Source organism: Flavobacterium sp. 245 (assembly GCF_004362055.1).
Taxonomy (GTDB): Bacteria; Bacteroidota; Bacteroidia; order Flavobacteriales; family Flavobacteriaceae; genus Flavobacterium.
The window spans coordinates 223,644-242,852 of record NZ_SNXB01000004.1 but is presented as its reverse complement, the minus strand read 5'-3'; the positions used below and the strand labels follow the sequence as shown (position 1 = coordinate 242,852).

20 protein-coding genes are annotated in these 19,209 nt (G+C 34.1%); 5 read left to right on the top strand and 15 right to left on the bottom strand.

What is annotated here, in order from left to right; all coding sequences use genetic code 11:
* Positions 1-19 precede the first annotated feature (19 nt).
* The 5 genes from EV145_RS09820 to EV145_RS09800 all read left to right on the top strand — a co-directional run bounded on the left by EV145_RS09820 (position 20) and on the right by EV145_RS09800 (position 5,617).
* Positions 20-1,198 (top strand): AIR synthase related protein, encoded by a 1,179-nt coding sequence (locus EV145_RS09820; RefSeq protein ID WP_133525040.1) that lies wholly within the window; start codon positions 20-22, stop codon positions 1,196-1,198.
* Between the two features lie 94 nt (positions 1,199-1,292).
* Positions 1,293-1,649, top strand: a complete 357-nt coding sequence (locus tag EV145_RS09815) for a hypothetical protein (RefSeq protein ID WP_133525039.1) — start codon at positions 1,293-1,295, stop codon at positions 1,647-1,649.
* 240 nt (positions 1,650-1,889) lie between these two features.
* Positions 1,890-2,501 carry a GNAT family N-acetyltransferase gene (locus tag EV145_RS09810; RefSeq protein WP_133525038.1) on the top strand — a complete coding sequence of 204 codons (612 nt, stop codon included), beginning with the start codon at positions 1,890-1,892 and terminating at the stop codon, positions 2,499-2,501.
* Between the two features lie 268 nt (positions 2,502-2,769).
* Positions 2,770-5,103 (top strand): GH92 family glycosyl hydrolase, encoded by a 2,334-nt coding sequence (locus EV145_RS09805; protein WP_133525037.1) that lies wholly within the window; start codon positions 2,770-2,772, stop codon positions 5,101-5,103.
* Positions 5,104-5,173: 70 nt separating this feature from the next.
* Positions 5,174-5,617, top strand: a complete 444-nt coding sequence (locus EV145_RS09800; RefSeq protein ID WP_133525036.1) for a hypothetical protein — start codon at positions 5,174-5,176, stop codon at positions 5,615-5,617.
* A 161-nt stretch (positions 5,618-5,778) separates the two neighbouring features.
* On the opposite strand, the gene EV145_RS09795 is transcribed toward EV145_RS09800, so the two are convergent.
* From EV145_RS09795 to EV145_RS09725, 15 genes are all read right to left on the bottom strand, one after another.
* Positions 5,779-7,638 (bottom strand): PDZ domain-containing protein, encoded by a 1,860-nt coding sequence (locus tag EV145_RS09795; protein ID WP_133525035.1) that lies wholly within the window; start codon positions 7,636-7,638, stop codon positions 5,779-5,781.
* 101 nt (positions 7,639-7,739) lie between these two features.
* On the bottom strand, positions 7,740-8,018 hold the full coding sequence (locus tag EV145_RS09790; protein ID WP_035648923.1) for a DUF2805 domain-containing protein: 279 nt from the start codon (positions 8,016-8,018) through the stop codon (positions 7,740-7,742).
* Between the two features lie 120 nt (positions 8,019-8,138).
* Positions 8,139-8,966 carry a sterol desaturase family protein gene (locus EV145_RS09785; RefSeq protein WP_133525034.1) on the bottom strand — a complete coding sequence of 276 codons (828 nt, stop codon included), beginning with the start codon at positions 8,964-8,966 and terminating at the stop codon, positions 8,139-8,141.
* A 197-nt stretch (positions 8,967-9,163) separates the two neighbouring features.
* The gene (locus EV145_RS09780) at positions 9,164-9,406 is read right to left on the bottom strand and encodes a GlsB/YeaQ/YmgE family stress response membrane protein (RefSeq protein WP_133525033.1); all 243 of its coding nucleotides are present in this window, start codon (positions 9,404-9,406) and stop codon (positions 9,164-9,166) included.
* A 41-nt stretch (positions 9,407-9,447) separates the two neighbouring features.
* Positions 9,448-10,155 carry an aquaporin Z gene (gene aqpZ, locus EV145_RS09775; protein WP_133525032.1) on the bottom strand — a complete coding sequence of 236 codons (708 nt, stop codon included), beginning with the start codon at positions 10,153-10,155 and terminating at the stop codon, positions 9,448-9,450.
* 34 nt (positions 10,156-10,189) lie between these two features.
* On the bottom strand, positions 10,190-10,546 hold the full coding sequence (locus EV145_RS09770) for a DoxX family protein (RefSeq protein WP_133525031.1): 357 nt from the start codon (positions 10,544-10,546) through the stop codon (positions 10,190-10,192).
* 87 nt (positions 10,547-10,633) lie between these two features.
* Positions 10,634-11,530 (bottom strand): EamA family transporter, encoded by an 897-nt coding sequence (locus EV145_RS09765; RefSeq protein WP_133525030.1) that lies wholly within the window; start codon positions 11,528-11,530, stop codon positions 10,634-10,636.
* Positions 11,531-11,750: 220 nt separating this feature from the next.
* Positions 11,751-12,899, bottom strand: a complete 1,149-nt coding sequence (locus EV145_RS09760; protein ID WP_133525029.1) for a peptidylprolyl isomerase — start codon at positions 12,897-12,899, stop codon at positions 11,751-11,753.
* Positions 12,900-12,932: 33 nt separating this feature from the next.
* Complete coding sequence (locus tag EV145_RS09755) at positions 12,933-14,009, bottom strand: peptidylprolyl isomerase (protein WP_133525028.1); 1,077 nt, start codon at positions 14,007-14,009, stop codon at positions 12,933-12,935.
* A 15-nt stretch (positions 14,010-14,024) separates the two neighbouring features.
* Positions 14,025-14,714 (bottom strand): gliding motility-associated peptidyl-prolyl isomerase GldI, encoded by a 690-nt coding sequence (gene gldI, locus EV145_RS09750; protein ID WP_133525027.1) that lies wholly within the window; start codon positions 14,712-14,714, stop codon positions 14,025-14,027.
* 6 nt (positions 14,715-14,720) lie between these two features.
* Positions 14,721-15,728: a DHH family phosphoesterase gene (locus EV145_RS09745; RefSeq protein WP_133525026.1), complete on the bottom strand. Its 1,008-nt coding sequence runs from the start codon at positions 15,726-15,728 to the stop codon at positions 14,721-14,723.
* 131 nt (positions 15,729-15,859) lie between these two features.
* Positions 15,860-17,095 carry a voltage-gated chloride channel family protein gene (locus EV145_RS09740; RefSeq protein WP_133525025.1) on the bottom strand — a complete coding sequence of 412 codons (1,236 nt, stop codon included), beginning with the start codon at positions 17,093-17,095 and terminating at the stop codon, positions 15,860-15,862.
* 160 nt (positions 17,096-17,255) lie between these two features.
* Positions 17,256-17,639, bottom strand: coding sequence for a RidA family protein (locus EV145_RS09735; protein WP_035648901.1), 384 nt, complete (start codon positions 17,637-17,639; stop codon positions 17,256-17,258).
* Between the two features lie 149 nt (positions 17,640-17,788).
* Complete coding sequence (locus EV145_RS09730) at positions 17,789-18,094, bottom strand: chaperone modulator CbpM (RefSeq protein WP_133525024.1); 306 nt, start codon at positions 18,092-18,094, stop codon at positions 17,789-17,791.
* Positions 18,084-19,004, bottom strand: a complete 921-nt coding sequence (locus tag EV145_RS09725; RefSeq protein WP_133525023.1) for a DnaJ C-terminal domain-containing protein — start codon at positions 19,002-19,004, stop codon at positions 18,084-18,086. Before EV145_RS09725 ends, EV145_RS09730 begins: the two co-directional genes overlap by 11 nt.
* Between the last annotated feature and the right edge of the window lie 205 nt (positions 19,005-19,209).

The following is a 19,209-nucleotide window of genomic DNA, read 5'->3' as shown; positions in this document are numbered from 1 at the left end:
TCAACACAAACTAAGTTTCATGAGTTCAGATTCTAGCAAAAGGTACGCACAAAGAGGTGTTTCGGCATCAAAAGAAGACGTACACAACGCCATAAAAAACATCGATAAAGGTTTATTTCCTCAGGCATTTTGTAAAATTGTTCCTGATTATCTTACCCAAGATTCGGAGCATTGTTTAATTATGCATGCTGACGGCGCTGGTACAAAATCGTCATTAGCCTATATGTATTGGAAAGAAACAGGAGATCTTTCTGTTTGGAAAGGAATCGCTCAAGATGCTTTAATCATGAATATTGACGATTTATTATGTGTTGGAGCAACAGATAATATCTTGCTATCATCAACAATCGGGAGAAATAAAAATTTAATTCCTGCCGAAGTTATTTCAGCAATCATTAATGGAACAGAAGAATTAATCAACGAATTAAAATCTTTTGGAGTTACAATTCATTCAACAGGTGGAGAAACTGCCGATGTTGGAGATGTTGTACGTACAATAATTGTTGACTCTACTGTAACGGCAAGAATGAAACGTTCTGATGTTGTTGACAATGCAAACATTAAAGCTGGAGACGTAATTGTTGGTTTGGCTTCTTTTGGCCAAGCATCTTATGAGAAAGGTTATAATGGCGGAATGGGAAGCAACGGATTAACATCTGCACGTCATGATGTTTTCGGGAAATATTTGGCTAAAAAATATCCAGAAAGCTATGATGCAGCCGTTCCCGAAGAACTTATTTATTCAGGACAGGTAAATTTAACTGATGAAGTAGAAAATAGCCCAATAAATGCGGGTCAATTAGTGCTTTCGCCAACTAGAACGTATGCACCAATTATTAAGAAAATTTTAGATAAATATACTCCAGCAGATATCCACGGAATGGTGCACTGCAGTGGAGGAGCGCAGACTAAAATTCTTCATTTTGTTCAAAATTTACACATTATAAAAGACAATTTATTTCCGGTGCCACCATTGTTCAAGTTAATTCAGGAACAATCAAAAACGGACTGGAAAGAAATGTATCAGGTTTTCAACTGTGGTCACCGTATGGAGATCTATGTTCCAGAAAACATTGCACAAGATATTATTGAGATTTCAAAATCATTCAATGTTGATGCACAGATAGTTGGAAGAGTAGAAGCCGCAGATGCTAAAAAGCTTACTATTACCAGCGAGTACGGAACATTCGAATATTAAAATTTTAATGTAGAGGCGCACAGCAGTGCGTCTTACGTTATGTTAGACGCACTGCTGTGCGCTTCTACAAAAAATAATTGTTAAAAAACTTGTTATGTACGAACTGCTTTTTTGGAGATATTTAGATGAGATTTATTTAAATCATCACGAAGTTTATGAAGCACTTCTTGAAAAAGAGGAAGTTGACGGATTAGAAACACTTCCTGTTGACGTAATCATCAACCGAATCAATTCTGTATTTTCAAAATGGGAAAGAGTCGACGAAAACAGCTGGAAAAATAATGCTGGAAAAGGTGCTTTTCAAGTAATCACAACTTCTCAAAGTGTGAAAATTGACTGTTACGGAACCGAAGGCAAAACTATGAATCAATTGGTTTCTGTAATGGAAGAATTCAAATGTCCGCTTTACGATCCACAAGTTCCAGAGCGTTACGATGAAATGAGCGAATAATTTTTTTTAAAGAAATTATGGACCATAGAAAATAATAGCAAAATGTAAAGTCCCTAACGGGACTTTTTTTATTAAAATGCTTTTTTTGCTACCAATATTTTACTCCTATAGGAGTAAACAAATTAGAATAAATATCTCGTAGAGATACTATATTGGTAGATTAAAAAAAAATCAATTTATTATTTGTCCCGTAGGGACTTTACCTATAAGGAAAGAAGAATTTACAACCAAAAATAAATTATGAATAAAATATCAAATTTCAATTTCACAGATCCAATTATTTTAGAAGATGATTTCGTTTTGTTACGTCCGCTTCAAGAATCAGATGTAGAAAATTTACTGGATATTTCAATCAACGAGCCAGAAACTTGGAAATACTCATTAGTTGGCGCAGATGGAGAAGAAAATTTGATCAATTATATGCAGCAAGCAGTTAAAGCCAGAGAAAACGAGAAAGAATTTCCATTTATCGTTTTTGATAAAAAGTCTCAAAAATACGCAGGTTCAACACGTTTCTACGATATAAATCTTGAATTTAAAACTTTACAGTTAGGTTATACTTGGTACGGCTCGGCTTTTAGAGGAACAGGTTTGAATAAACATTGCAAATTTTTACTGCTTCAGTTTGCCTTTGAAACACTCGGTTTAGAAAGAGTTGAGTTTCGTGCAGATAATAACAATGAAAGAAGTATAGCGGCTATGAAAAGCATTGGCTGTAAAGTAGAAGGTGTTTTAAGAAGCAACATGCCAACAAGAGAAAACAACCTAAGACGTGATTCAATAGTTTTAAGCATTCTTAAAAACGAGTGGTTTGATGAGGTAAAAGAAAACCTAAAAAGGAAATTAAAATAAAAAAGAGCAAAGCAAAAAAGAGCCAGCGGCTCGAACCATATTGTAGGGCTGGACTTCAGTCCAGTCTAAACAAAGATTCAAAATAAAAAAGAGCCAACGGCCCAATCCATATTGTAAGGTTGGATTTCAATCCAGCAATCTCATAAAAAATTATATTTTTTAAAAGCATATTTTGTTGTATTTTTCTAAACTAAAAATACAGGTAAATCGTTTTAGTAAATACCTGATTTGTTTTAGACAAAAAAATAATGATTTTAAAAAATACCCAATGAATAGAATAAACTGCAAAAATTTTCTTTTTGGATTTTCATTTTTGATGCTTGGTACGATTTCAAATGCACAGAAAAAAATTCCCGAAAAACGAAACTTGATTCAATATGTTGATCCAATGATAGGAACGGCCAAAATGGGGCACACGTATCCTGGAGCGACAGTACCTTTCGGAAGCGTTCAGCTGAGTCCAGAAACAGATACGATTGCTTACGGCTTAAACGGAAAATACAACGGTGAAGTCTATAAATACTGTGCAGGTTATCAATATGAAGATAAAACAATTGTAGGTTTCAGCCACACACATTTTAGCGGAACAGGGCATTCCGATTTAGGTGATTTTTTAATCATGCCAACAACTGGAAAACTGCAGTTAAATCCGGGCGTGGCTTCAAAACCTTTGTCTGGTTACAGATCTGCGTTTTCACATACAACAGAAAAAGCAGCACCCGCTTATTACAGCGTCTTTTTAGAAGATCATAAAATTAAAGCAGAACTTACAGCAACAACAAGAGTAGGAATGCATCAATATACTTTTCCAAAGTCAGATGAGGCGCATATTATTCTGGATTTAACGTCAGGAATTTACAACTACGACAAGAAAAACGTTTGGACATTTGTTCGTGTTGAAAACGATACTTTAATTACGGGTTATCGCCAGACAAACGGCTGGGCAAGAACCAGAACCGTTTATTTTGCAATGTCTTTCAGCAAACCAATAAAAAGCTACGGACAGGCTGCGCAGGAAAAAAGCGTCTACAGAGGGTTTTGGGGAAGATTTGACCAAACCAAGAATTTCCCAGAAATGGCAGGACAAAATTTGAAATTATTTTTTGATTTTAATACAGAAGAAGGCGAGAAAATCAAGATAAAAATGGCTTTATCGCCAGTAAGTTCGGCTGGAGCTTTAGAAAATATGAAGAAAGAAGTTCCGGGCTGGGATTTTGAAAAAGTAAAAAAACAAAGTCAGGAAATTTGGAATAATGAACTGAATAAAATTCAGATTGAAGCCATTCAAAAAGAAGATTATGTGAATTTTTATACTGCAATGTATCATGCCTTTTTAGGCCCAACAGAATACATGGACCTTGATGGAAATTACAAAGGTCTCGATATGAATGTACATAAAGCAGAAAACTTTAAAAATTACACTAGTTATTCCTTGTGGGATACTTACAGGGCTTTGCATCCATTTTTTAATATCGTACAGCCAACTAGAAACTCAGATATGGTAAGTTCGATGTTAGCACATTCAGATCAAAGTGTGCATAAAATGCTTCCAATATGGTCACATTATGCCAATGAAAATTGGTGTATGATTGGGTATCACTCGGTTTCTGTAGTAGCTGATGCGATTGTAAAAGGCAATACCAGTTTTGATCCTGAAAAAGCGCTTCAGGCGTGTGTGAATACCGCAAAAGTTCCTTATTATGATGGATTGGAATATTATATGAAAATGGGTTATGTTCCTGAAGATAAAAACGGTGCTTCGGTTTCAAAAACTTTAGAGTACGCTTATGACGATTGGGCGATTGCGCAGGCGGCAAAGAAATTAGGTAAAACTGAAATTTATAATGAATTTATCGAAAGGTCTAAAAATTATAAAAACGTTTATGATGCCAAGACAGGTTTTATGCGTCCTAAATTAAATGACGGAACTTTCAAAAAAGAATTTGACCCTTTAGATACGCACGGACAAGGTTTCATTGAAGGGAATTCGTGGAATTACAGTTTATATGTACCGCAAGATCCTGCCGATATGATTAAAATGATGGGAGGAAATGACAAATTCAAAGTCCGTTTAGATTCATTATTTAATATGCATTTACCGGATAAATATTTCGAAAACACAGAAGATATTACAAGAGACGGAATTATCGGGAATTATGTTCACGGAAATGAGCCTTCACATCACGTAGTTTATTTATACAATTGGACCAATTCGCCTTGGAAAGCACAGGACAAAATCAGAATGATTTTGAAAAAAATGTACCGAAATGGAGCAGACGGTTTAGGCGGAAATGACGATTTTGGGCAAATGAGTGCCTGGTATATTTTCAGCAGTTTAGGATTTTATCCTGTTGCTCCGGGTTCTGATGAATATGCATTGGGAAGTCCGTTGGTTAAGAATGCTGTTTTTAATTTAGAAAACGGAAAAAACTTCGAGGTTGAAACCGTAAATCAATCAGATAAAAATGTTTTTGTGAGCAAAGTGCTTTTAAACGGAAAAGAACTTTCTAAGCCTTTCTTGAAACATTCCGATGTTATGAATGGTGGGAAAATTACGTTTTATATGAGCAGTAAACCGAATAAGAAGAATTATCAAAATTAATAAAAAGACAAACGTAACAGAGTTTGAAAAAACTTCACGAAATTTGCGCCTCAAATAAAAGATACATATTATGAAAATAAATCTAAAATCAGGAATCGATAAACTGCTTTTCGGAATGAAACAAAACGACGTCACAGCCGTTTTTGGAAAACCTGATAAAAACTACAAAGACGAAGATGATAATGTGATTTTTGTATATAATTCACATAAAATCAGATTGACATTTTATGAAGAAGAGGATTTGAAATTAGGTTATCTTGTAGCTTCAAGCAATGATTTAGAAGTTTTCGGATTCAAAATAATCGGAAGAAAAATTGCCGATGTAAAAAAAGATTTAGCCACAAAAGGTATTACAAAATACAATCAGGAAACTTTTGACACTTTTGAAAATTACTTTAATGAAGACAATTGGTTCATTCTTCAAACTGAATTTGATGAAGTGGTAAAGTTTGAAATTGGCGCAATTATTAATGAAAAAGATGAATTTGCTTGGAAGTTTCCAGTGAAGAAATAAGAAGAGATCTAAACACAAAGTCATTGCGAGGAACGAAGCAGCCACACTAATATAAGTTCTAATCAAATCAAATATTCAAGATGAGATTGCTTCGTTCATCGCAAAGACATAAAAAAAACCGACAATCACTTGTCGGTTTTTTTTATAGTCGTTAAAAGTAATTATCCTTTTAACCATGCATTTTTAAGTTTTTCTTTTGAAGCATCAGTAGCTTTAAATGTTTCTGATTCTTCATAAGGAAGTTTTACCGTTCCTTTAATAGTTTCTTCTTTTCCAGCACGTTTAATTTTTACTGTAATAGGATCATTTTCTTTCCAGTTTTCACTTTCGGTAATAAGATCGTAAATATTAGCCAAAGAATATGGTTTATCATTTATTGCAACAATAACATCTCCGCCTTTTAAATTAAGATTTTTGAAAAAATCATTTTGCTCAATGTCAGAACGAACAGAAATTTCTTGAGTTTGTTTATTTACAGAGATATAAGGAGTTTGGCCTTTAAGGAAAATTGGACTAGCTTTTTTCTCGGTTGCTTTTGTTACACCTACTTTTGCTAAATAAACATCGTAAGGAATTGGTGTAGTTCCGGCAACATATTTAGTTAAGAATTCTCCAACTTCAGGATAAGTAAGTTGTGTGATTTTTGCAAAAAGTTCCTCATCGTTAAATGGTTTTTCAATTCCATATTCGTTCGATAATTTGTGCATTAAATCAAGAATTCCTCTTTCGCCATTGCTTTTTTCTCTAATGATTATGTCAATACACATTCCAATTAAAGCACCTTTTTGGTACACATTTAAATATTGATCTTTATAAGGTTCCTGCAAAACATTTTTGCTCATTACAGTAAATGACATAGTATCATTTAAACTTTTTGATTGCTCAATTTTGTCTGCAATACGAGTGTAAAATTCAGCTTCGTCGATCAAACCTTGGTTGATTTGAAAAAGATTTGCAAAGTATTCGGTTACACCTTCATACATCCATAAATGTTCAGACATTTTAGGCGCATTGTAATCAAAAAACTGAATCTCTTTTGAGTGAATTGTCAACGGTGTTACGATATGGAAAAATTCATGAGAAACCACATCTTTCATTGATTCTACCAGTTTTTCTTTTGGCAAAGATTCTGGCAATACAACCGTTGTGGCAGTAGGATGTTCTAAAGCTCCAAAACCATGTGCATCATCTTTTGCCATGCTTGATAAATACAATAAAACAGTATATTTTTTAGTCGAATTAATTTTGCCTAAAAAGTTTTTCTGCGCCGTCATCATCGTTTTCATTTCCGGAGTAATACTTTCAGCAGTAAATTTTCCTGTTGGAGAATACACCGCAATTAAAATATCCATTCCATTTACGTTGAATGTTGTGTAATCCGGCTTAGAATACATGATTGGATTTTCAACTAATACAGCATAACGAGGCGTTACAAAAACATCGCTTGTTTTGCTTGCATCTTCATCCGTCATCGAAGTTGCTCCCGAAAGTGTTTCAGGGTGCGTAATTGTAACTTTATAAGGAACATCTAGCTTATCTTGAAAGTAACCAACAAAACCGTGCGTATTAACCATAAAGTTTACTCCGGCGTTGATATTTGTTCCCGCTGGTGAAAATACGTCATCATTGCCAAAACCGGTTCCTTTTTCAGTATCGAAAGTGTCGCCAACTAAATAAGTTATTTTTTTAAGCGTTTTAGCATTCGAAATTGACCATGAATTATCATCAATTCTTTTTACGGTTAATTCATTTCCTTTTGCATCAAAAGCTTTGAAACCGTCAGAATATTTACCATAATTGTCTGTAGAATAAGTGCCAGGTACTGTTTTTGGAATACTGTAAATAATTTCATCCGTTTTGATTGCCGGAGGTGTTACCGTTACCAAGACTTTATCGTCTTTTACATCAACAAGATTAATGTTGACATCTACAGTTTTGCTTTTTGCATCTCCTGATGTACTTCCGGTTTTACAGCTCCATAATGTTACAGCCAGAGCCAGTGTGTAGATTATTTTTTTCATTTGTTCGCGTTTAGTTTTGTGTATTTGACTTCTAAATTATCAAATTGTTACACACTTTATATAAATATAAAAAAAAACTCCTGAATTTCAGGAGTTTTCTTTTAGTCTAGCTTGTTTTTTATATAATATTTACCGTCCAAATCTTCATCAAAGTCATCTATTTTGACAGGCTTTGGTTTAGGTTTATTTGCAATTGCCTTCTTTTTCCACATTTCAAATTTTTCTACAGGCATCTTCTTTTTCATGATTTCCAGAACTTCCTTTTCTGCTAATCCAAATTCTTTTTTTATAATTTCAAATGGATTTTTTTCTTCTAAAGCTAAAGAAACAAGTCTTTCGGTTTGTTCCCAATTCAATTCTTTGCGGCTACTCTTTTTCATCTCGTGAAAATTAATTCAAAATAGAGGTTAATGATTAATAGATTGATTTTCATTTTATATACCAATATTAATAAAAAAAATAATTAGTTGGTACGCTCGACTATATTTTTTTTACTGATTTTAACTGTTTTTTGCTGATCTTGATTTTTGAAACGGAATTTGTAATAAATTTTTCAACTTGTTATGTTCTTCGGGCTCTGGGTGAGTATCTACTCCATAAATAAGCTCTTCTTTTGGCAAAGTGGTAAAAGTGCTGAAAAGTCGATCCCAAACTGAAAAAATATTTCCATAATTACTATCCGTATAAGGCAATACATAATGATGATGAACCTTATGCATATTTGGCGAAACAATAAAATAACTTAAAAAAACATCCAGCTTATTTGGCAACGAAATATTTGCATGATTGAATTGTGAAGCGATCACAGATAATGACTGATATAGAAAAACCATCCACATTGGACTTCCTACAATTAAAACGCCCAACGTTGTAAATACAAATCGAATTACACTTTCGCCCGGATGATGTCTGTTTGCTGTTGTAGTGTCGATCCAGGTATCTGTATGATGAATGAGATGAAATCGCCATAAAAATTTTACTTTATGCTGTACAAGATGAGCCAAATATGCGCCAATTAAATCGAGTAAAAGCAAACCCACTATGGCATAAAGCCAAAGAGGCATTTCTGGCAACCATTGTAAAATTCCAAATTGATTTTCGGTTGTCCAAGCTGCAGTTTTAATCAGAATAAAAGCCAAAACAAAATTTACAATAATTGTAGTAACAGTAAAAAAGATATTTATTCCTGCGTGATGCCATTTTTTATACTGCATCTGAAAAAGCGGAAAAGCATTTTCAATCAGCCAAAAAATAGTTATTCCTCCTATCAAAATTAAACTTCGATGCGAAGAAGGAATGGTACCGAAATAAGTGATAATATCATTCATAATTCTATAATGTATTTTTTCAAATGTAATGAAATTGATGAAATAATAACATTAATTTTAAGAAATGTAAATTTTTATTATCACTTTAATGTTTATTGCTTAATTAAGGAAAATTGCTAAGCAAAAAAAGAGAAAAAAGGTCAATAAGACTTCTTTTTTCTCTTTATAAGATATTAGGTCAATTAATTTATTTTGATTTAAGACTTTTTAATAAGGCTGATGATAAAGAGTAAAACCCACGCACCACCAACAGCAATTAAAATCTGCCACAGAAGTCCGCCACCGCCAATTCCAAGTTTACCGGCAATCCAACCACCAATAATTCCGCCAATAATTCCGACGATAATATTACCAATTAAGCCAAAGCCGGCACCTTTCCAAATTTGGCCTGCCAGCCATCCAGAAATAGCACCTATAAGTAAGAAATATAAAAATTCCATATTTGTAATGTTTTTAGTTTGTATCTGAGTTATTTTAAGGATTATGCTTCAGCGTGATTTTGCAACAAATTCTTATAGATAAATCCAGCTACAATAGCACCTAAAATTGGGGCAACCCAAAACAGCCAAACTTGAGATAATGGTTCACCGCCAGTAAAAATAGCCTGAGACAAAGATCTAGCAGGATTTACAGAAGTATTTGTAATTGGAATACTGATCAAGTGAATTAATGTTAAAGCTAAACCTATTGCAAGACCAGCAAATCTTCCGTTAGCAAACTTATCTGTAGCTCCTAAAATAACTAAAAGGAAAAACAAAGTCAGTACAAATTCAGCAATAAAAGCAGATTGAAGCGAATAACCGTCTGGAGAAAAAGCACCAAAACCGTTTGATGCAAATGCCCCCGCTTTAGTATTATCAATTACAAAACCAGCTTTTCCAGAAGCAATAGTGTACAGAGTTCCCGCTGCAGCAATTGCTCCAATACACTGAGCGATGATATAAGGAATAAGGTCTTTAGCTGAAAATCTTCCGCCAGCCCATAATCCAAACGAAACGGCAGGATTAAAATGTCCGCCAGAAATGTGTCCAACAGCATAAGCCATTGTCAAAACTGTTAAACCAAAAGCTAAGGCGACACCCGCAAATCCAATTCCTAAATCAGGAATTCCTGCTGCAAAAATAGCGCTTCCGCAACCTCCAAAAACTAACCAAAAAGTTCCAAAAAACTCTGCAAATAATTTTTTCATAATTAAGTAATTTTAAATTAATAGATTCCGATTGTTAAAGGGTATATTGGTATGCCCAAAAAATCAAAACAATTTGTAAGGGCAAACGTACAAATAAAATCCATTTTGGTAAATTAAAACTTGCTTTTTTATTTTGATACATGTACCAATTGGAAGGAAACACTGCAATTAACAATGCAATAATTCCCCATGCGGCAAAATTTTTTGTAAAAGGAAGCAATAGGAGGCAGCCTAATATAACTTCGGCACCTCCACTTAAATTATTTATTAATTTGGGGTTTTTAAAAATAGGAGGAATGATTCTGATGTACATTCCGGGTTTTCTAAAATGATTGATACCAGCAAGTATATATAAAAAAGCCATTAAATATAAATGCCAAGGTTGTTTCATGATATCTTGTTGTTTATCACGAATTTATAAAAAAATTAACAATTATTGCATTACAAGGCGCTTTTTTTTAAAGCTATGCAAAATTGACTATTTTTTAGCCTTGAAATTTATGTTCATAATAATAATAGCAAGAATGATTAAAACGATTCCAACCCATTGCAGAAAAATTACTTTTTCATTCAAAAGAATAAAAGCCATTGTGACAGAAACCGGTAGTTCAAGGGCAGAAACAATACTTCCTAATCCAATTCCGGTCAAAGGAAAACCTGCGTTCATAAGCATTGGCGGAATTATAGTTCCAAACAAAGACAAAACAATTCCCCATTTCATGAAAATGGCAAGATTAAAAGTTTCTGTTTGAGTTGCTAATGCAAACGAGAATACAATTACAGCTCCACCCAAAAGCATATATAAACTGCGTTGCGCCGAGGAAATTTCGGTAGCGACACGATTTGCAGTAAACATAGTTGTGGTGAAAGAAGCAGCAGCTAATAATCCCCAAACAATTCCTCTCCAATCTAGTTTAAAATCAGCATGAACAAGATTGGTTGCCAAAGCAGTCCCAATAAGAACAATAAAAACGGCAATTACTTTTTGTTTTGAAGGCAGTTTCTTTTCTAAAATCATTTCAAGAAAAACACCCATCCAAACCGTCTGCATCAATAAAACGATTCCAATTGAAACCGGAATATATTTTACAGCCAAGTAGTAAAACAAACTTGTCATTCCTAATGAAGTTCCAGCAAGCATTAAACTGAAAATGTTTTTTGAAGAAGCTTTTACAACATTTTTTTTATGCTTTATTTTTTGAAATGCATTGATTATTAAAATTCCGATTATCCCTAAAACAAATTGTGAAGTGGTTACTTCTGCAGTAGTATAACCTTCCGTATAAGCCATTTTTACAAAAGTGGCTAACATTCCGTAAGTTGTAGCTCCTAAAGCAACTAGAAAAACTCCTTTTAATACATTGTTTTGTGACATCTGAAATTTCTGTTTTAAAAATTAAGGCCGGCAAAGGTAAGCTATTTTGTTTGCGATTTAATAGAAAAACGTTGTAAATATTGGGATTAATAGTATTGATGCTGTATTTGGTGTTTCTAAATTGTTTATTTTTCAAAAAATGAAGAACCTGTTAAAATCAAAAAACCATCAAAACTTTTGCTTTGATGGTTTCTGTTTTTTAATAAATCTTTCAGGCTAATTATTTGACTGGCTGATTTTTATATGTTTCAATTTCGAAAATTAAAGTTGCGTTTGGCGGAATTACACCTCCAGCACCTTTTTCTCCATAAGCTAAATTTGAAGGAAGAAAGAAAATTGCTTTTTCTCCATCCGTCATCATATCTAAAGCTTCAATAAATCCGGGAATCATACCATCTTTTTTTCCAACAGTGAAAGGGAAAGCTTTGTATCCTCCGCCAGCATCTCTGTTAGCATCGTATTTACCATAATCTTTAGCTACTTTAGCGATACTGCTGTCAAAAAGATTTCCGTCTTCAAAATAGCCTGCATAGTGAAAGTAGATTGTAGATCCTTCAGCTCCTTTTACACCAGTTCCTTTTTGTGTAATAACATATTTTAAGCCTGATGCAGTTGTAGTCGCTTTTGCTTTAGTCGCTGCAAAATAAGCTGCCTTTGTTGCGATGACTTTTTTTGCCTCATCTTTTTTTGCTGCTTCTTTTTTCACATCATCAGCTAAAACTTTTACCGCATCAAATTTTTTGGCTGCAGCACCTTTACGAGTAATAGTGATTTTGTTCATGATATCGCCCTGAACAATTTTGTTTACATTATCCATTCCAGAAACTACATGGCCAAAAATAGTGTGTTTTCCATTTAGCCAAGGTGTGTCTTTATGTGTAATGAAAAACTGGCTTCCATTAGTTGCAGGGCCAGAATTTGCCATTGCTAAAATACCACCTTTGTCAAATTTCAATTCTTCGGTAAATTCATCTTTAAATGAATATCCAGGACCTCCTGAACCGTTTCCGTCTGGATCTCCTCCTTGAATCATAAAATCATTGATAACACGGTGGAATTTTAAACCATCATAAAAAGGTTTTCCTTTTAGTTTTTCTACTTTAACATTTGGGTTAGTCCCTTCGGCCAAAGAAATGAAATTCGCTACCGTAATAGGAGCTTTTACATATTCTAAAGAAACAACGATATCACCTTTTGAAGTTGAAATTGTTGCAAAAATACCATCGTTTGGGTCAGCAGGAAGTGCTGGTTTTGCAGCAACAGCAGTTTTAGCTGGAGCAGCTTTTGGTTTTGCTGCTGGTTTTTTTGTTGTTTGTGCCTGAAGATTTACAACTGCCAAACAGAATAATAAGAGAAATTTAAATTTCATTTTGTTTCAAATTTAAGTCTGCGAACTGATTTATTATTGTGGTTTTTCTAATAATTGAATTTCGAAAATGATATTTGCATTTGGCGGAATAACTCCTCCGGCACCTGTTGCTCCGTATGCTAAGTGAGATGGGATAAACAGCACCGCTTTATCTCCAAATGAAAGTTGCTCAATTCCTTCAATAAATCCAGGAATTAAACCGTCTTTTTTTCCTGCTTGAAATGGAATTGGCTGGTAGCCATTTTGTTCAGCTCTTGCAGTATCATATTTCCCAAAAGCCTTTGATACATCAGCAATACTTGAATCAAATAAAGTTCCGTCTTCAAGGAAACCTGCATAATGAATATAAATTTGAGTTCCAATAGCTGGTTTTTTGCCTGATCCTTTTTCAGTGATAACAAACTCTAAACCTGAATTGGTTTTAGTTGCTTTTGGTTTAATAGAAGCGTAATAAGCAACTTTTGCTGTTTGAACTGCGGCATATTTGCTTTTTTCTTTCGCAATTTCTGAGAAATAATCACCAAATACTTTTACAGCATCAAATTTCTTCGCTGCTTCACCATTTCTGATAATAGTAACTTTTACAATTGTATCGTCTTGTTTTACTTGGTTTACGACTTCTTGGCCTTTCTCAACTACATGACCAAAAATAGTATGTTTTCCAGTCAGCCAAGGTGTTTCAACATGTGTGATGAAAAATTGGCTGCTGTTTGTTCCTGGGCCGTTATTTGCCATTGCCAAAACTCCGGCTTTATCAAATTTCAAGTCTGTGATTTCATCTTTAAATTTGTAGCCAGTATCTCCAGAACCAGTTCCTTCAGGATCTCCAGACTGAATCATGAAATCTTCAATAACTCTGTGGAATTTTAATCCGTCGTAAAATGGTTTGTTTTTCTTGTAATCTTTAGTTACAAATTCGTTTTTTCCTTCTGCCAGAGTCACAAAATTAGCAACAGTTACAGGTGCTTTTTTATAATCTAATTCAACAATGATATGTCCTTTGTTTGTTTCAATATCGGCATATAAACCATCAGGTAAATTGCTGTGTTCATCTTTACATGAATAAAGTGACGTTACGGCTAATAGTAATACTAAAATGCTTTTTTTCATTTCTAAAATGTTTTTTTAAGGGTTTACTGTGTCTTTTTTAATTTGCGTGGCTGGTTTTACAGCAACAGGTTTTGGAGCAGCAGGTTTTGGTGTTTGTCCTGCAGGAGCTTGTTGGGTTGCAGTTTGTTCTGCAGGTGCAACAGTTTTTGGAGCTGCTGGATCTGGAACAAAATTACGAAGCGTTACAGTACACATTAATGATTCATTTGGCCCAATTTTGTTATTGTCACCATGATATCCATAAGCAATGTGCGACGGAAATAAAAAGGTAACAGTTTCATTTTTATGCATATACTTGATCCCGTCACGCAATCCCATCATAATATCTTGTTTGTCTACAAAATAAGTTTGCGGACCAAGATCGGCTTCTGAGTAAATTAGCTTGCCTTGAATGTCTTTTACCTCTAAATTGAAATAAGCAATATCTCCTTTTTTTGGCGTTAAAGTTTCGGTTGGATTTTTTTCATCATAAAAGAACCAATAGCCTTTTCTTGTCGCGTAATATTTTACTTTCGGATTGCTTTTTATGATTTTTTTGATGACTTCTTCTTCATTGGCTACCAATTTTTTATTTCGGTCAGCTGATTTTTTCATGAAAGTGCCTGACGCTCTCGAAAGCGGTCTTCGGGCTTCTTCATGCTGTTTGCAGCTAGCTAATAAAATAGTAAAAAGAAGCGTGTAAATACTGATTTTTAAATACTTCATATGCGGTTATATTGTTAGTTTAGTTACTAAATCTTCAAATTTACTTAGTGTTTCTTCCATCGACAAAAGCGATTTTCCTCCAGCGGCATTGCTGTGGCCTCCGCCATTAAAATGATCTCTTGCAAATTGGTTTACGTCAAATCCTCCTTGTGAACGGAAAGATATTTTGATGATTTTCTCCTCTTTATTTTCGATAAAAATAGCAGTAAAAACAATACCTTTTATGCTTAGGCCGTAATTTACAATTCCTTCAGTATCGCCTTTAACATAATCAAAAGAGTCTAGTTCGTCCTGCGTTAGTGAAGTATATGAAGTTTTATGCTCTTCGAGAACTTTCATATTCTGCAGCGCGCGCCCAAGCAATTGAAGACGGCTGTAGGAACTGTTGTCAAATAATAAAACAGGAATTTGTGTGTTTTCAACTCCCAAATCAATCAATTCAGCAATAATTCGGTGCGTGTCTCCAGTTGTTCCAGGAAAACGAAATGAACCAGAATCGGTTAAAATCCCCGTGTAGATGCAAGTTGCAATAGTTTTGTCAATATCTCCTTTTTTGTTTAAAAAAGAAATAAAGTTGTAAACCATTTCGCAGGTTGATCCAAATGAAGTGTTAGAATACATGTAAGTCGCATAATCATCTGGTTTTTGATGATGATCGATCATAACAAAAGGAACTGTCAGCTTGGCTAAAGTTTGCTCCATGATCTCACCTGTACGATGAAATGCATTAAAATCAAGGGTAAAAATCAGCTCCGCTTCTTCTAATATTTTGGTACAGTTATCAGTATCTTTTTCAAATATTTTTACTGTTTCTGAACCTGGAAGCCAGGCTAAAAAATCAGGAAAATCGTTCGGCGCAATTACTGTTGGCTGATGATTATTTTTGAGTAAAAAATGGTATAATGCTAAAGTTGAACCCATAGCGTCGCCATCTGGTCCTCTGTGTGGGATTATTGCAATTTTCTTTGGGGCAGAAAGCAACAATTGTATTGCCTGAATATCGTGTATTTTCATAGTGTGCGAATTTACATTTTTTTAATGTAATGCTGAAAACATTTTGGAGATTAACACACTTTTATTAGTTGTCAGTTTTCTGTCTCGGTTTTCAGTGCGAACTATGAACGAAAACTGCGACTGAGACTAAATTAAAGCCATTTTTGATACAATTTATATTTCGCGCCTTTTACAATTTGTGATTTGTAAATTCCAACAGAACCCGAGGAAAAATAAGCAATTGTACAGCCAATTGCAATAAAGATTCCCGGCTGAATCCCAAATAATTCCATTCCCATAATGGTGCAGGCGATAGGAGTGTGGGTGGCGCCCGAAAATACGGAAACAAATCCAATTCCGGCCAAAAGAGCAATTGGCATTGGAATAACTAATGATAAAGCACTTCCTAAAGTTGCGCCCACAAAAAATAGAGGTGTTACTTCGCCACCTTTGAATCCGGCTCCAAGTGTGAATCCGGTGAAAAGAATTTTTAGTAGAAAATCATACCATGGATTTGCATTTGAAAAAGAATCGACAATTACCGGAACGCCAAGACCAGAGAATTTTGTAAATCCGAAACCCGCGATTGCAATGGCTAAAATCACGCCGCCAATCACTGGACGAAGTGGTGGATATTTTATATTTTTTGAAAAAAGAGAGCTCCAAAAATGTGTACTTCTTGCAAATAATAAAGCAGCAAAACCAGATAAAAGACCGATTAGTACCGTATAAAAAATGGTGCTGAAATTAAGTTCAGGTACAACCGGAATACTGTAATGTGTATGTTTTATTTCCCAAAATTCTACAGTAAAGTAGGCGACATAAGCCACTAAAAAAGAAAGAAAAATACTTTTGAAATTAATTTTGCTGAAATACAAAACTTCCAAAGCAAAAATGGCGCCCGCTAAAGGCGTTCCAAAAACCGATGCAAAACCCGCACTGATTCCGAGAATAATTAAGATTTTACGTTCGGAATTATCTAGTTTGAAAATTTTAGTGAATTGATCAGCAATGGCGCCTCCCATTTGTACAGCAGTCCCTTCTCGACCTGCAGAACCTCCAAATAAATGTGTCAACAAAGTTCCTAGAAGAACTAAAGGAGCCATCTTGAAGGGAATTGTTTTTTGTGGATTTTCGTATTCTTCCAGCAATAAATTATTGCCTTTTGCAACAGATTTTCCCCAGTAATAATAACTCAAACCAACTAATAATCCGCCAAAAGGCAAAAACCAAATAATCCAGTCGTGCTGAATTCTAAATTGTGTAACCCATTCAAGTGAAACTAAAAAAAACGCTGACGCTGATCCCGATAAAACACCTATCAAAAAACAGATCAAAATCCATTTGAAAGTAGTGAGGGATATGTCTTTTAGTTTTTGAGAGACCATTAATTATTTAAAGGAAAGTTTGCCACGAATTTCACGAATTTTTACGAATTTAAAAAAGCTAGTAAAGCTTAAAGCTCATCAAAAATAATCTTTTTAATTCTTTTAATCTGTGGCAGAAAAATAATTAGTGAAAATTCGTGAAATTCGTGGCAGAAAAATATTATTGTACTACAGCAGTAAATTCGATTTCAACTAAATATTCAGGTGCAACTAATTTACTTATTTCATAAAAACCAGTTGTAGGTTTTACATCTTTAAAGAAAGCGGAGTGTGCTCTGGCAACTTCTTCAAAAGTTGAAACATCAGTTGTAAAAATTCTAGTTCTGATAACGTCTTTTATTCCCACATTCAAATCCTCCAAAACTTTTTCAACGCGTTCGATTATATTATAGGTCTGTGCATACGCGTCATCGGCTTTTACTTTATCGCCGTCAACGATTGCAACAGTTCCCGAAACTTCGATGATATTACCAATTCTTACAGCACGGCAGTATCCCATCTTGTCTTCCCACGGTGATCCTGTTAAGATGTTTTCTCTTTTCATTTTATGAGTTTTTTTGAATTGTTTTAGGTTGTTTTAAAAAACAAATCAGGTTAATTAATGCGTTGCAATTTATAAAATAAGCCAGTGAAAAAGAATCATTTTAGTTTGAAATCACTCTTGAAATCAGCCTTTTTTGTGATATTTTGGAATCAGCTGTTTTGTTGTTCTTCGTAAATTCGGAGTTTGTTTTGCGTGGTTGTCAAGTGTTGTTGTAGCGCTTCAATTTTATTCAGCAAATGATAAATGGCATCAATTCCTTCTAAATTGATATTAAGATCGTAATGCATTCGCATCATTTTTTCGATTGCAGGCAATTGTTCCGGTTCTAGGTATTCGTCATTTTCTTCGAAAATAATTTCGACCAAACCATAATTATTAAGTTCTTTGATAAAGGTATTTTCAATTTCGTGATACAGACAAAATTGTTTTATTTGGATTAAATTTTTACTGCTCATGATTTCTTAGTTTAGATAATTCGGCAAATAATTCTTTTTCTTTTTCAGATAATTTGGTAGGTATTTTTAAGTTGTACGTCACATATAAATCACCAAATTGATTGTCTTTTTTATAAACAGGAAAACCTTTTCCTTTTAATTTGACTTTTGTTCCTGTTTGAGTTTCGGCGGGAACTTTGATTTTTACTTTTCCATCAAAAGTCTTGATGCTGATTTCTCCGCCTAAAACAGCTGTGTACAAATCTAAATCAACATTTGAATACAAATTATCTCCCTCTCTTTTAAAATCAGAATTATTAGAAATTGAAAAAGTAATATATAAATCACCGTTTGGTCCTCCGTTGACTCCAGCGCCACCATGTCCCGGAATTTTTATAACCTGGCCATTTTCAACTCCGGCCGGAATTGTAATTCTGATATTCTTGCCATTTACGGTCAGACTTTGTTTGTGAGTCGTGTATGCCGATGCTAAGTCCAACTGTAATTCGGCATTAAAATCTTGGCCTCTGTATTTGGATTGGCTTCGACTGCTTCGTCCAGATCCATACATCGAATTAAAGAATTCTGAGAAATCACTTCCTGAAAAATCGCCGTCAAAACCAGAAAAATCTTGTCCGCTTTGCTGTCTTGAATATTGCTGTTGTTGCTGATTTGGGTCATAACCTGCCTTTTCAAATTCGTCAGCATGTTTCCAGTCTTTTCCATATTTATCATATTTTTTACGATTTTCAGGATTGCTTAAAACCTCATTTGCTTCGTTGATTTCCTTGAATTTTTTTTCCGCTTCTTTATCATTCGGATTTAAGTCAGGGTGGTATTTTCGGGCTAATTTCCTGTAGGCTTTTTTGATTTCGGCCTCAGTTGCAGCTTTTGTTATTTCTAGTGTTTTATAGTAATCGATATAATCCATCTTTTTGATTTTTTATAAACGTGAATTAAAACCTTGAATTTAAGAATAAGTTGTTAACTATCAAAATACTAATAGGTTTTAAAATAAAAAAAATAAAGAGCTGATCCGGAAAATTTTGGATTTTTAAATTTTATTATTAGAATTTAATCTGAGAAAGCAATAATTATTTGGCAGGTTTTTTGATTCTAAAAATTAGCCCAAATTA